The sequence below is a fragment of the Anabaenopsis arnoldii genome (assembly GCF_028331025.1).
GTDB lineage: Bacteria > Cyanobacteriota > Cyanobacteriia > Cyanobacteriales > Nostocaceae > Anabaenopsis > Anabaenopsis arnoldii.
Genome location: NZ_JAQMUH010000194.1, coordinates 46,871 through 61,546, shown reverse-complemented (window position 1 = coordinate 61,546; position 14,676 = coordinate 46,871). Strand labels below are relative to the sequence as shown.

General features: G+C 43.1%; 13 protein-coding genes and 1 pseudogene. 9 read left to right on the top strand and 5 right to left on the bottom strand.

From position 1 onward, the window contains the following. Positions 1 to 10: 10 nt before the first annotated feature. A complete protein-coding gene (locus PN457_RS17530; RefSeq protein ID WP_271734854.1) occupies positions 11 to 385 on the bottom strand; it encodes a DUF4870 domain-containing protein in 375 nt (124 codons plus the stop codon). A 177-nt stretch (positions 386 to 562) separates the two neighbouring features. Here PN457_RS17530 and PN457_RS17525 point away from each other — a divergent pair. From PN457_RS17525 to PN457_RS17500, 6 genes and pseudogenes are all read left to right on the top strand, one after another. Next, a pseudogene (locus tag PN457_RS17525) lies at positions 563 to 789 on the top strand (hypothetical protein). Positions 790 to 1,201: 412 nt separating this feature from the next. After that, positions 1,202 to 1,714, top strand: a complete 513-nt coding sequence (gene fldA / locus PN457_RS17520) for a flavodoxin FldA (RefSeq protein WP_271734852.1) — start codon at positions 1,202 to 1,204, stop codon at positions 1,712 to 1,714. A 91-nt stretch (positions 1,715 to 1,805) separates the two neighbouring features. Continuing rightward, positions 1,806 to 2,573: an alpha/beta fold hydrolase gene (locus PN457_RS17515; RefSeq protein ID WP_271734851.1), complete on the top strand. Its 768-nt coding sequence runs from the start codon at positions 1,806 to 1,808 to the stop codon at positions 2,571 to 2,573. Positions 2,574 to 2,585: 12 nt separating this feature from the next. After that, entirely contained in the window at positions 2,586 to 2,831 is a 246-nt protein-coding gene (locus PN457_RS17510; RefSeq protein ID WP_271734849.1) for a DUF7219 family protein, read from the top strand. A 212-nt stretch (positions 2,832 to 3,043) separates the two neighbouring features. After that, entirely contained in the window at positions 3,044 to 4,060 is a 1,017-nt protein-coding gene (gene gap, locus PN457_RS17505) for a type I glyceraldehyde-3-phosphate dehydrogenase (protein ID WP_271734848.1), read from the top strand. Positions 4,061 to 4,295: 235 nt separating this feature from the next. Next, on the top strand, positions 4,296 to 5,300 hold the full coding sequence (locus PN457_RS17500) for a transaldolase (RefSeq protein ID WP_271734847.1): 1,005 nt from the start codon (positions 4,296 to 4,298) through the stop codon (positions 5,298 to 5,300). A gap of 44 nt (positions 5,301 to 5,344) precedes the next feature. On the opposite strand, the gene PN457_RS17495 is transcribed toward PN457_RS17500, so the two are convergent. Continuing rightward, positions 5,345 to 5,665, bottom strand: coding sequence for a hypothetical protein (locus PN457_RS17495; RefSeq protein WP_271734846.1), 321 nt, complete (start codon positions 5,663 to 5,665; stop codon positions 5,345 to 5,347). 101 nt (positions 5,666 to 5,766) lie between these two features. On the opposite strand from PN457_RS17495, the gene PN457_RS17490 reads away from it, so the two are divergent. Further along, positions 5,767 to 6,987, top strand: coding sequence for an acetate kinase (locus PN457_RS17490; RefSeq protein ID WP_271734844.1), 1,221 nt, complete (start codon positions 5,767 to 5,769; stop codon positions 6,985 to 6,987). Positions 6,988 to 7,104: 117 nt separating this feature from the next. On the opposite strand, the gene atpC is transcribed toward PN457_RS17490, so the two are convergent. The 3 genes from atpC to PN457_RS17475 form a co-directional block, all read right to left on the bottom strand. Continuing rightward, positions 7,105 to 7,518 (bottom strand): ATP synthase F1 subunit epsilon, encoded by a 414-nt coding sequence (gene atpC / locus PN457_RS17485; RefSeq protein ID WP_271734843.1) that lies wholly within the window; start codon positions 7,516 to 7,518, stop codon positions 7,105 to 7,107. Positions 7,519 to 7,606: 88 nt separating this feature from the next. Beyond that, entirely contained in the window at positions 7,607 to 9,055 is a 1,449-nt protein-coding gene (gene atpD, locus PN457_RS17480; RefSeq protein ID WP_271734842.1) for a F0F1 ATP synthase subunit beta, read from the bottom strand. A gap of 316 nt (positions 9,056 to 9,371) precedes the next feature. Further along, entirely contained in the window at positions 9,372 to 11,000 is a 1,629-nt protein-coding gene (locus tag PN457_RS17475; protein WP_271734840.1) for a phospholipase D-like domain-containing protein, read from the bottom strand. Positions 11,001 to 11,235: 235 nt separating this feature from the next. On the opposite strand from PN457_RS17475, the gene PN457_RS17470 reads away from it, so the two are divergent. After that, complete coding sequence (locus tag PN457_RS17470) at positions 11,236 to 12,381, top strand: cysteine desulfurase family protein (protein WP_271734839.1); 1,146 nt, start codon at positions 11,236 to 11,238, stop codon at positions 12,379 to 12,381. Between the two features lie 95 nt (positions 12,382 to 12,476). Further along, positions 12,477 to 14,624, top strand: coding sequence for a hypothetical protein (locus PN457_RS17465; RefSeq protein ID WP_271734836.1), 2,148 nt, complete (start codon positions 12,477 to 12,479; stop codon positions 14,622 to 14,624). Positions 14,625 to 14,676: the final 52 nt, after the last annotated feature.

The window sequence follows — 14,676 nt, the reverse complement described above, 5'->3', positions numbered from 1 at the left end:
TGAAACACCATTAGAAAACTCGGAAAATAAAAGGATACCGCAATGGTTCATCTGGCTGACTGAAACAGTGCAACAGCGCCCAAATTGTCAATCCCCAATGCAGTGCAAAACCCAATGCAACCACAGGAAAGAACAAAATTCCCCCCAATCCAAATGTGAGAAAAGATATAACCCCAATTGGTACTCCAATTACGGTTCCCCAAAACCAAACATTAAAGTGAAAATTAATGGATTCTTTAGCATTACTCTTCACCACTGGGTCATCGGAAATTAAGTTAATGACAATGGGAACCCCAATAGAGAATAATGTCGTACTAAAGAAAATTGCCCCGTGACACACAGATGACAGCAATTTACGTTTATCAGCATTGTATCCAACTTCCATCCTGGTGTTCTCTCAAGTAGGTTGGTCATTTTCATTCTAACGAATACATCATCGGTTGGGTATGACAGTTTACCGTACTCTAGAAGTTGTTTTTACTGCCTGTGACATAAACTAGGAATAAGGTTTAATCCACAGAGGATTTAAAAAAAGGGTCGCATTAATCCCCATACATTACAAATGCAGATTACCCGGCTGTTTGACCAGGGGCAATCATTTTTTGCTACAATCAAGGTACAGGACTGGCTCAAAGAACGCAAACATAACCCCTGAGATGATGATATTATTTTCCATCAACAGCCTGCGCCCCCTTCCTAGAAGTTATGGTGGTAGAAATTGAACTACGGCGTAAAGATGGACAGCCTGTAGATCCGTGGTTACAAGAACAAGCCAACCTTCATACCTGATAGTTTAATTTACGTACTCCTGGACAAAATGGCCAAATTCCTGTTTTGTTGTGCAAATCTCAAAACAGGATTCAGCCTAATAAATGTGGAAAGTTTATTAACATTGTGTGAGCTGTTTGCACTCTACCACAGTCTTATTGAGATTTACTAGCATTTTAGAGAAAAAATTTTCTGATTTTTATAAAAGTTTCAACTACCAAAATGGTTAAAACCTAATATTTATAGGCTTTTCAGAGGTTATATATCTGTCTGTTTACGAAAATTTACACTAAATTACTGATAAAGTATGGCAATAACTCTGCTAAGATATCTTCAGAGCTTATTGAGATATATATTCATTAAACTGGGTAGATATCTCAGGGTAAAATTTCAACCCTCCAACTGCATTTAAAACTATTTATCAGGTGTCAAAATGTCAAAAAAAATTGGTTTGTTCTACGGTACTCAAACTGGGAAAACTGAATCTGCGGCGGAAATCATTCGTGATGCCTTTGGTGGTGATGTTGTGACTTTACACGATATTTCTCAGGCGGATATTGCTGATCTTGCTGAGTATGAATATCTGATTATTGGTTCCCCAACTTGGAATATTGGGGAACTCCAAAGCGATTGGGAGGGTATTTATCCTGATTTAGACGAGGTTGATTTTACTGGTAAGATGGTGGCTTATTTTGGTACTGGAGACCAGATTGGTTATGCTGATAACTTCCAAGATGCTATGGGGATTTTGGAAGAAAAGATTTCCCAACAGGGTGGTAAAACTGTGGGCTATTGGCCTACTGATGGCTATGATTTTGGCGCTTCTAAAGCTGTGCGCAATGGTAAGTTTTGTGGTTTAGCTCTGGATGATGATAATCAATCTGATCTCACAGATGAGCGCATTCAAACTTGGGTGACTCAGTTGAAGACTGAGTTTAGCTTGTAGAAAATAGCAGCCCGGCATCGCCTATGTACCTTTTCAAGAGTCCGTGGCTGCTAAACTTATCACCCCTTACACAGCACAATTACGGTTATTTATGTCTGACTTATTGGATGTTGTTTGGTTAAATAGTAGTTCAGCGTTGAAGCGTTTTGATCAACCATTACTTCAATACCTGTCTAGGTATATGAATATTGCTCAGTGGGAATATCAACAAACACGAGATGAAGCCAGTTCTGTGGATGAAGCTGTGCTGTTGCTGGGTAATTTTTTAGATTCTTGCCCTGATACAGTCCATTTAGCTGGTCATGGTATCAGTGGTGCGATCGCCTTAAGTTATGCTCGTCGCTACCCCCAAAAAGTGCGATCGCTAACGCTCTTAGCTGTAGCGTCCCAACCTGCTAATACTTGGCACGCCCATTATTACTTTCAACGACAGTTGTTCAGCATTAGCCGGGAGCAAGTTCTGGTAAATATTGTTCGTAGCCTGTTTGGCAAACAACCTAGTCATACCACAAAGAAGTTAATCGCTGCCTTAGATAAAGACTTAGAGCAATCACCGTCGCCCCATTCTCTGTTTAAGTTGGTATATTTACCCAAGGGAGGGGTTGCTATGCCCATGATGGTATGCGGTAGCAAGACTGATTGTGTAGTCAATCCACCGGCATTACATGACTGGCGCAATTGGTTCAAACCAGAAGATAGAATGTGGGAATTTCCCCAAGGGTATCATTTCTTTCACTACTTTCATCCTCAACAGGTGGGTGAGCAAATTCTGAATTTTTGGGCAGATCATAACAGGCGATCGCAGCCCATATATTGCATACAGTCATGTGCATCAAAAGCCGATGAAAAAAGACTATAAATCTTAACATCTATGAATCCGCAAACAGATATCCTCTGTGAATTAAGTGATTTTCTTTATCCTCGCAGTCCATATTCCGGAGAGTTTAAACCAGAGCATTTGGTTTTTAATGCTAAACTGCAAGACTTTTCTCAACGAGTCAACTACATTTGTAGTTTACAAACTGGTGGTAAGTTGTCCCCACAGGAAGCGTACAAGCAAATTCAGATTCTTTGGAAACAGTTAAAAAGTAGTAAACAAGACTTAGGGATCAGCTAAGTGTATTTTTGATTGTGTACGAAACACTAATTGAGATTTGCCAGCACCGCCTGAATGGTATGACCATTCAGGCGCAATTGAGTTTTGTCCCATAGGCTGAAGAACTAGCCAGAAGGTGAAAACCTTAAAAGATGCCAAGTAAATATAGCTTAACTAGTGAAGACTGTCAGGATCATAAGGTAAACAGTAAAAGTCCCACAGGAGGTTTAATCTTGACTAAGTTAAAAGTTGGCATCAACGGCTTTGGTCGGATTGGAAGACTAGTATTACGCGCCGGTTTGAATCATCCCAGTCTTGAGTTTGTGGGCATTAATGACCTAGTACCACCAGACAACCTGGCTTATCTGCTGAAATACGACTCCACCCATGGCAAGTTAAACAGTAAAATTGAGGCCAAAGAAGACGGTATCTTGATTGATGGGCATTTTATCCCTTGTATGTCCGTGAGGAATCCGGCTGAATTACCTTGGGGCAAATTGGGAGCAGATTATATTGTAGAATCCACTGGACTGTTCAGCGATTACGAAAGCGCCAGTAAACACTTACAAGCTGGTGCCAAGCGAGTGGTGATTTCTGCTCCCACGAAAGATCCAGAGAGAGTGAAGACACTGTTAATGGGTGTAAATCATCACCTATTTGACCCAGCTAAAGATTTAATTGTCTCTAACGCCAGTTGTACCACCAACTGCCTAGCTCCCATAGCTAAAGTCATCAATGATAATTTTGGACTGACCGAAGGGTTGATGACCACGGTTCACGCGATGACCGCAACTCAACCCACTGTAGATGGGCCGAGCAAAAAAGACTGGCGGGGTGGTCGCGGTGCGGCACAAAATATTATCCCCTCCTCCACCGGTGCTGCTAAAGCAGTGGCCTTGGTTTTGCCAGAATTAAAAGGTAAGTTAACTGGTATGGCTTTCCGGGTTCCGACTCCCGATGTTTCTGTGGTTGATTTAACTTTTAAAACTGCCCAAGCTACGAGTTACCAAGATATCTGCACGGCAATGGAGCGCGCTGCCGGGGGTGAATTAAATGGTATATTGGGATATACTGATGAAGAAGTAGTTTCGACTGATTTTCAAGGTGATAGCCATTCGAGTATTTTTGATGCTGGCGCGGGGATTGAATTAAATTCCCATTTCTTTAAAGTGGTTGCTTGGTATGACAACGAGTGGGGTTACTCAAATCGCGTGGTGGATTTAATGTTGTCCATGTCACAGAAAGAATAAATTACTTCTGGTTTGTGAATTAGTCAGCTAAGAACAACAAGTTTAATTAAAGTGCATTCTATTGGACAGCCAATTTGGGTAGAAAGCACTTAGAATAGGGCTGAGGCACAAAACTGCCAGTAAATCAGGCAAAATTTCAGTAAAATTGCCTAGTTAGTAATTGTCAGTAAAAGGATGGGGCACCGAACAAGGGAATCAAGAAAGTCCTAAACTAGCACAACTCATGGAGAGAAATATGTCTAAAAGTTTACTAGAACAATTACGTCAAATGACGGTTGTGGTTGCAGATACAGGGGACATTAAAGCCATTGAGAAGTTTACACCCCAAGATGCTACTACTAATCCTTCCCTGATTACAGCCGCAGCACAAATGCCAGAATATCAGGAAATTGTTGATCAAACTTTGCTCCAAGCTAAAAAAGATGCCGGTGCGGCTGCTAGCCAAGGGGATATTGTGACTCTGGCCTTTGACCGTTTAGCAGTGTCTTTTGGGTTAAAGATTCTACAAATTATTCCGGGTCGGGTTTCTACAGAGGTAGATGCTCGCTTGTCTTTTGATACTGAAGCTACCGTTACCAAAGCCAGAGAATTAATTGCCCAATATAAGGCGGCTGGGATTGACCGCTCACGGGTACTAATTAAAATTGCCTCGACTTGGGAAGGGATTCGCGCTGCGGAAATTTTAGAGAAAGAAGGTATTCATTGTAATTTAACTCTATTGTTTGGTCTGCATCAAGCGATCGCCTGTGCCGAAGCCGGTGTTACCTTAATTTCTCCTTTCGTGGGTCGCATTCTCGACTGGTACAAAAAAGATACTGGCAGAGATAGTTACCCATCCGCGGAAGACCCTGGGGTATTATCTGTCACCACAATCTACAACTACTACAAAAAGTTTGGTTACAAAACCGAAGTTATGGGGGCTAGCTTCCGTAACATTGGCGAAATCACAGAATTAGCCGGTTGTGATTTGCTGACCATTTCCCCCGCACTGTTGGCGGAATTGCAAGCCACCATTGGGGAACTACCACGGAAACTTGATCCCGCTCGGGTAGCAACCATGGAAATCGAAAAGATGTCTATTGACAAGGCAACTTTTGAGAAGATGCACAAGGCTGACCGCATGGCATCGGATAAACTAGCAGAAGGTATTGATGGCTTTACCAAAGCTTTGATTTCTTTAGAAGAACTATTAGCACAACGCCTAGAGCGCCTGGAAAAAGAAGTAATAGCTAACCGCTAATACTAGAAAGGGTGAGGAGATACTCACCCTTTGTTGACAGTACCTTAATATCTGTGCCAGTCATAGATTAATCTACCATGGCGATCGCGAACTAACTGCCAACGCCCATGACGATAGTGTGCCGCACTATAGTACCTTCTTGGTCTATAGTTATGGTGGTGTCGTCTAATACGACTTCTGTTATATCTATGAGCCTGTAAAACTTCTGGGTTAGTATCTCCCCCCATGAAACTTGTCTCCACTCCCGCATTTTGGTGATAGAGAACATAATTAAGATCAGTATTTTTAGCTTCAGCCATAGCTGAGGGATAGATGAAGGCAAACATCAGAATCCCAACTGAGTATAATTTCTGGAAACCTTTCATGTTTTTGCCTTGCGGTAAATTATGGGTAATGACTTTATTTAATAGCTGAAAATTGGCAACTATACAGTTAACTGTTCACAAGCCCCCAACCGGTAAAAGTAATGAAAGTACTAGTTTTAAATGCTGGCTCCAGCAGCCAAAAAAGTTGTTTGTATGAAATCCCCGATCATACTATGCCTAATCAAACCCCCCAACCCCTGTGGGAAGGCAAAGTCAACTGGACTCAAGACCGGGGTGTAGCAGAGATTGAAGTCAAAACAGCCACGGGTAAAACACTACAAGAATCAATTTATGGTGATTCCCGACGGGCGCACGTAGCCTATCTCCTCTACACTTTGACTCGTGGAGCCACTAAAGTCATAGATCAGCTTTCAGAAATCAATGTAGTAGGGCATCGTGTAGTCCACGGTGGTCAGGAATACAGAAAAAGTGTAATAATTACCGAAGATGTCAAAAGCAAAATCTCCAGTTTATCCAGCCTAGCCCCGGCACATAATCCAGCCGCCTTAGAAGGGATAGAAGCCATTGAACAGAGCTTAGGGGATGTCACCCAAGTGGCAGTATTTGATACCGGATTTCATGCCACCCTCCCCGATGCTGCCGCCATTTACCCCGGTCCCTATGAGTGGGTAGAGCAAGGTATTCGCCGCTACGGTTTTCATGGCATCAGTCATCAATACTGCTCTGGGCGTGCTGCCCAAATTCTCAACCGAGATTTAGCATCTCTGAAATTAATTACCTGTCATTTAGGTAACGGCTGTTCCCTAGCAGCAATCAAAAAGGGTCGCAGTATTGACACCACTATGGGCTTTACACCCCTGGATGGGTTAATGATGGGGAGCCGTTCCGGTGCAATTGACCCAGGGATTTTGATTCATTTATTGCGGCAATCAAATTACTCAGCGGAGCGGTTAGATTATGTATTAAATAAAGCCTCTGGCTTAAGGGGAATTTCGGGAGTATCCAGCGACTTACCCCAAGTAATTGCAGCCATCGCCGAGGGAGATTATCGCGCCCAACTCGCTTGGGATATGTACGTACACCGATTAAGGTCTGGTATAGGTTCCATGCTAGCCAGTCTAGAAGGATTAGATGCTTTAGTATTCACCGCCGGGGTAGGGGAAAAGTCCCCAGGAATTCGCCAAGCAGCCTGTGAAGCCTTTGGATTTCTGGGACTAAAAATTGACCCGGCAAAAAATCAACAGCAGCCCCTTGATCAAGATATAGCCACAGAAGACTCAACCATTAGGGTCTTAGTCATCAAAACCCAAGAAGACTGGGCGATCGCCCAACAATGCTGGAAAATTATGCAAAAAAAATAACTTAGTCTTTGCGTACCTTTGCGAATACTTTGCGACCCTTGGCGTTTAAAACCAGGGGCGGGGTCAACGAGACATTTCCACCCACCCCAGAGAAGGCCAATAGACCCCAATATTAAATTACACCATACCACCAGCAGCTTGAAAACGAGCGCGGGCGCGTTTAAAAGCTTGGGTGGCTTGGATTTGTGCTTGGCGATCGCCTGGTGTCACCTGATTTAGACGGGTTTGCGCTTGGTTAAAAGCGGTACGTGCATCTTCAAGTGAAATCTTATCGCCACGTTCAGCACCATTCACCAGAATGGTGACTTCATCTTCTTCAACTTCCGCAAAACCACCCAAAAGAGCGATGGCTTGCCAATCCTGATTTTTGCTAGCACGGACGCGCATTACACCTATATCCAGAGCTGTCAACATAGGGGCGTGTCCAGTTAAGATACCCAACTGACCGGTAGTACTAGGTAAAACTACCTCTTCAGCTACAGCATCCCAGACTGTTTTATCTGGTGCGACTACACGAACGGTGAGAGTCATTTGTCCTTTGTCCTTTGTCTGTAATTTTGCCTAATTTGTCACTAGCCATTAGGATTACGACTAATGACTAATGACTAATGACTAATGACTAACCTTTGAGCTTTTCAGCCTTAGCGATCGCTTCGTTAATATCGCCCACCAAGTAAAAAGCTTGTTCTGGTAATTCATCTAATTGGCCAGACAAAATCATTTGGAAGCCCTTAATAGTATCTTCCAACTTCACATACTTACCAGGAGAACCGGTAAATACTTCAGCTACAAAGAAAGGCTGAGACAAGAAGCGCTCTACCTTCCGCGCCCGTGCTACAATCAGACGGTCTTCTTCAGACAATTCATCTAGACCGAGAATAGCGATAATGTCTTGAAGTTCTTTGTAACGTTGTAAAGTTGCTTGCACAGCACGAGCGGTATTGTAGTGTTCAGCACCAACAATATCAGGCTGTAACATAGTAGAAGTAGAACCCAGAGGGTCAACCGCCGGATAAATACCCTTAGCTGCTAAACCACGAGATAGTACTGTAGTTCCATCCAAGTGAGCAAAAGTGGTTGCGGGAGCGGGGTCGGTTAAGTCATCCGCAGGTACATACACCGCTTGAATAGAGGTAATAGAACCTTCTGTGGTGGAGGTAATCCGCTCTTGTAAAGCACCCACATCAGTTCCCAGGGTAGGCTGATATCCTACCGCGGAAGGCATCCGACCCAGAAGCGCTGACACTTCCGAACCTGCTTGTACAAACCGGAAGATGTTGTCAATAAACAGTAGTACGTCCTGCTTACTCACATCACGGAAATACTCAGCCATAGTTAAACCTGACAGACCAACCCGCATTCTGGCTCCGGGTGGTTCGTTCATCTGACCATAAACTAGAGCAATTTTAGAATCATTGAGGTTATCTTTGTTAATTACCCCAGATTCGATCATTTCGTTGTAGAGGTCATTACCTTCGCGGGTGCGTTCACCTACACCAGCGAACACAGACACGCCACCGTGCTGGGTAGCGATGTTGTTAATTAATTCCATCATGATGACGGTTTTACCAACACCTGCACCACCGAACAGACCAATTTTGCCGCCACGGCGATAGGGGGTGAGGAGGTCAACAACTTTAATCCCAGTTTCAAATACTGAAGGTTTGGTTTCCAGTTCAGTGAATTGAGGAGAGGGGCGGTGAATTGGTAGGGTTTCCTGAACATTTACAGGCCCTTGATTGTCTACAGGTTCACCCAGGACGTTGAAAATCCGTCCCAAGGTAACTTTCCCAACTGGAACGCTGATGGGAGCGCCTGTATCAACAACTTCAAGACCCCGCACTAAGCCTTCAGTGGAGCTCATCGCCACGGATCGCACTTGGTTGTCCCCTAGAAGCTGTTGTACTTCAACTGTGAGGTTGATTTCCTGTCCTGCTTCGTTGGTGGCTGTGATCTTCAAAGCGTTGTAGATGCTGGGTAATTTTCCACCGGGAAATTTAACGTCTACAACTGGGCCAATAATTTGGGTAATGTAGCCAATATTTGTTTTTTCTGCTGTGGTGACCATGGGGAACCTAATAATTGAAACTATATTTCAGGTAGGGTCTTAGAAGACTTGAGATGATGCAATGTCATCTTACACTCTAGCACCGCAGGGGGACACAACTACCTTAGTAATTCCTTAAAAAAGGGATCAATTACTGGATGTTGGGGCGCAAGGTAAATTGTTATAGCACTACGCATACACGTTAGGACATCATAATTGTGGTTTTAAGGGAACAGGGAACAGGGAACAGGGAACAGCGAATGGGGAACAACAAGCAGGGAAATGTCCTAGCACTTGTGGTTACTGCTATATCAACCAAAACATTATTTACCCAGTATCACCAACTCAGGCGATCGCCCCAATTGTTGACCATTTTACTGCTAATGCCTGAGACTCTGGCTAAATCTTCTCTAGATCTAAATTTTTGCGCCTCACGAGCAGTAATGATTCTTTGCGCTAATCGCTCACCTATCCCCGGAAGAGTTATTAGTTCTTCTATAGTAGCTGTATTAATGTTGACCGTGGTTAGTTCCTGATTATCCCTGGACTTGCGGGTGATTATCTGGGGACATTCTTCTGCTTGTGCGGCGATTTTTTCCTGAACTAATGGAGGTATACCCAATATCGCACCCCCATAAAGCCGCGTAAATTCCCGGTCGTAATGGGCAGCAATGGTAGGATTTTTGACTATTAATACTGACTCATCGTTACCATAATTGGCGGACTGTGACCAGTTGTGAGAACCTGTAATTACTGTTTCTTGGTCAATTACGGCAAATTTATGATGTAATAAATCCCCCGGAGCTAAAGTGGGAACACCAACAGTAGTCAGGGGGGTTTGCCAAGGATGATTATCAATTTCGTATTGACAATTATAACTCAGCGCCGCCCCCATCATGTCTAAAGCTTCGCTATAGTGACGATAGGCAAAGTCTGAATCTACCAAAGCGCGGATAGTCACATTTTGCAGGTGACGGGTTTCTAGAATCGGTGACAGACGCTGCTCGGAAAACACAAACAAGGCCATATCAATGGATTTGGTAGACTCAGCTAAGTTTTGACCAATTAAACCATTACTAGATTTGTCCCAAGGTTGGCCGCGGGAAGTGGGGGAAAAATGTACAGTAATTTCAGTTTCACCTAATTGAATAGTTTGGGGCGATCGCCTGGGTTTACCCAAGCCAAATCTACTATCTGGCTTCCCGAACGGACCATCCCCCCACATAATGTTAAACTCTTGAGTAAATAAACTGGCTAATTCCGGACTGTCAATATGTAACAGATTATTAGCATTGCCTAAGCTGCTAGGGTTGTTATATTGACCGTGGATATCACTGAGGGTAAAATTTGCTGAGGTGGCAATTACCCAACGATTATCTACCACCAAGAATTTATGATGCATCAAATTACTCCCAGCAGAACCATCAGCACGGTCATCTATCCAGGGAATTTGGGCATTTTGTAAAATTATTAACCCATCTCGTTGATTAATTTCTTCCTCACTGAGGCGATGATCTCGGTTTTGGTCTACAAAATCATAAAATTCTTGATAACGGGCTTGTTCTCTGGGGCTTAACTTCCGCACCTCCGTCGGTGTTAAACTACTCCAAGGACGACTGTAATTATTTTCTAAAATTACCCGCACCCGTACACCGGCTTTTTGCCTTGCTACCAATGCTTGGGCAATTTTTGGTAGGCGCAATTCTTGAATGGCTACATCTACTGTAGATGTGGCTCTAGAAATGGTATCAATAATCTGTTGTTCTAGGTTATCTCCCAGGCGAGTTTGTAGGCGATAGGGTTCTGGATATTTTGCTGATGGGGAATGGTTAAAGTAAACTTTAACTAGTGGGTCTTGTGGTAGGGCTGGTAAAAGCTGAGTTTTATCTGGTAGTTTTTGACAAGCCGTGATCATCAAAACCAGCAAAAAGATCAGGATGTATTTTCGTGGTGGGAAAATCAGCACGGTAGTTCACTAACAGTGGATTGGGGAAAAATCAACAATCTATTGTCATCCTATTTGAGTTGAGAAATTATCAGTGAGGAAAGGGAACAGGGAACACACCGAACAGAAATTGTTCATGAATCATTGAGGATTGCTATATATGGTAAATTTATGCCTAACGCCACATTATAACAATCATGCCGAAAACCCTTGAGAAACAGACCCATAGCGCCGTATTTCCTATCTATTTATTAATATGCAAATATATTTAGATTACAGCGCCACCACTCCCACTCGCCCTGAAGCCATGGCTGCGATGCAAGCAGTCCTCAATCAACAGTGGGGTAATCCTTCTAGTTTACATGAGTGGGGACAACGGGCGGCTACAATTGTGGAACAGGCAAGAATCGAAGTCGCAGAATTAATTCATGGTGCGCCAGAATCCATAGTTTTTACCGCTGGTGGTACTGAGTCCAATAATTTAGCTATCATTGGCATTGCTAGATTATATAATCTACCCCAACATATAATTATTTCTCAGGTGGAACATTCCGCTATTTCTGAACCTGCGCGGTTGTTAGAAAAGTGGGGTTGGGAGGTAACCCGCTTGGGTGTAGATTGCAAGGGGAGGGTTAACCCCCAAGAGTTACAAGCAGCATTACAAGACAATACTGTTTTAGTGTCTGTAATTTATGGACAAAGTGAAATTGGTACAGTCCAACCCATTGCAGAATTAGCAAAGATTACGCGGGAACACGGGGTTTTATTTCACACTGACGCGGTACAAGCGGCGGGACGTTTACCCATAAATGTGCAAGAATTATCAATAGATTTACTGAGTATTTCTAGTCATAAAATATATGGACCCCAAGGAGCAGGGGCGCTCTATGTGCGTCCAGGTATAGAATTAGTTCCCCTACTGTGTGGTGGGGGTCAAGAAATGGGTTTACGCTCCGGTACTCAAGCTGTCCCCGCCATTGCGGGTTTTGGAATTGCGGCACAATTAGCAGCGGTAGAATTACCCAGAGAAACACCCCGGTTAATTAACTTACGCGATCGCCTATTTGCCCAATTAGCAGATATTCCCGGTTTAGTCCCCACGGGTGATTTAGTCAATCGGTTACCTCACCATGTGAGTTTGTGTATCAAGGAGGCTGATGGTAAAAAAATCAGTGGTAAAGCCCTAGTTAGACAAATGAATCTGGCTGGTATTGGTATTAGTGCTGGTTCTGCCTGTCATAGTGGTAAACTTAGTCCCAGTCCCATACTTTTAGCAATGGGTTATTCAGAGTCAGCAGCTTTAGGAGGGGTACGTTTCACCCTTGGGCGTGAAACTACCCCTGCTGATGTAGATTGGGCTGCCATGGTATTTCAGCAAATTTTACACCGAATTTATTCCTGATAAATTCTTCGCTGACTATAATAATTTATTATACAACTGCATTAATTATACATTATTAATGTAAAATCATATAGTACGCAGGTAAATAAGCATCTATGTCACAGTCCGAACCTAGAGTAGAACATTTTGCCGTCAAAAGTAAAATAGTTAGCGAAGTAGCTTTGCTATTTACTATTTATATTCTGGTAACCGCACTATTATTTTTACACTTCCGCACCTGGGACCCTACCATCACTCGCCAGGTGTGGGGTATCTTTGTTTATCCCAGTGTATTATTTGGTGGCGTTGCTTTAGCTTGGCGATATGTTTCCCATGTCATCTGGATATTACCAATAGGTTCCCTGGTGTTTATGGGATTACCATTTCTAGTAACCCTCCTAGGGGGATGGAGTTTAATTCCTCTGGGTATATTCGGTATTAGCGCCACTATCTTTACATATTTATCCCAACAAGACCGACCGGTGATTAAAGCCCTGCAACTTTCAGGGGCGGGAATGATTCTCGCGGTATTTTATTTTTTTGTGGTCAATGGTCATGGTTATGCCAATATATTCGCAGACCTCACTGCTTATACTAATACTGTTCACCCAGATACCCTGTTTCATTCTGCTATTGTGCAGATGATCGCTAAGTTTAATACACCATCAACAGGATTAGATGGTGTACAACCTTTAAGCTATCATGTTGCCGTACATCGTTGGGTGGCGGCAAATTTCAACATTTTAGGCGGACAAGTACCTCTACTATTAGGTATTTGCCAACAAGTTGCTTTTCTACCGGCGGTTTTCTTTGCTACAGTTTTAGCCTTCATGTGTTTGCTATCAACTCCACTTTCTACACTAGTGGCTTGTGGGTTTACTTTTTTAGGTTTATGGTTGTTCGGAACTCGCATCTGGACTGCTTTAGGCGGTGAATCCTATAATTTTGGCCTTCCTATATTTATAGCCATGGTACCAGTAGGGCAAAGATGGTTGTTCAAAGCTAGGGAAAGTAATCGCTGGTTCACAGTTGACCCTTTACCCCTAACATTGTCCGTGGTAGCAGTCCTAGCTTGTGGCGCTGCAAAGATTTCTACCGGGGTGATACTGGCTTTGTTTCTCATCCTCTGTGGGTTTATCCCTAAAATTTGGCACAAAAATCAACTGAATTGGCGATATGTAGGACTGTTATTAGCTTTAGCGATCGCTTTTTTTGTGGGATGTTTAGCTTTAGCCTTTAGCTTTAGTGGGGGAAATCTTACTAACATTTTCTATCCCTTTCACTTTGCACGCATCTACACAATTCATTTTATTTGGCCAAATATCGTATTTTTAGCGTTAATTGTCCTATTTTCCTGGTTGCAGAGGAATCAAGAAAAATTCCTGGGGCGATCGCAGGTGATCATCCTCACAGTGCTATTTTTAGCATCTCAACTACCAGGAGCTTTACTGGATATGGGCGGAACCGCAGCATATCATTTTATGCACCCAGCGCTGTTAGTCACCTTATTGTTTACCTTGGCTGCTGTAGCTGACTATTGGTCAGTCAACCGCAAAACTGGTTTTCTATTCATTGTAGATCCCCTAGACCATGAAACCAAACCCTTGTCTCCAACTACTCGTTGGGGACTGATAGCCTTAGTTTTAATTTTTTCATTGTCCAGTGGAACGGGAATTGTCTATCGTGGTAGCTACAAGGATAGGGCGTTCGGGTTTGCTGATCAGTTGGTAACTGCTCTAGATGTGTTTTCTGCTCAGTCCAATTCATCACCTGATTCAGAGTCATTAACTAATTTGAAAGGTTTAAGTAAACTCCAACGTCAGTTAGGTTTGTTACTTTTTCCTCCCAGTATTAACTGGGAAATCTACAACACCAAGACAGAGTTGGGTTACATCCAAACCGGACTTGCTCAATTAATTCAATCAAAGAAATTAGAACCAGGTGACAAAAACTTAGCTATTCATATTTCACATGACTTTCCATTCTTTTGGCAACCCCGTGGTGCAAGAAGTTGTTGGGATAAATCTTTTGTAGTTCCTGCAATGACCGGATTACCCCTGCTGAATGGAGTCAGAGGTGAGAATAGTAACTGTAATTTAACTAAGGATTTTGGTATGAAGGACTATAGTTCAGAGTCTTGGAATCGTCCAATTTCTCAGGAAGATATCTGCGCCAAGTCCACTAAATTAGGTTTTGACAAAGTGTTGAATGTGACCAGGAAACAAATTCAACTATATTCTTGTCAGGGGTTCGACCAGAAGTAAATTCTCTGTGGGATAGCTCCAGTCTAGAATTGCATTTACTCCAACCATCATC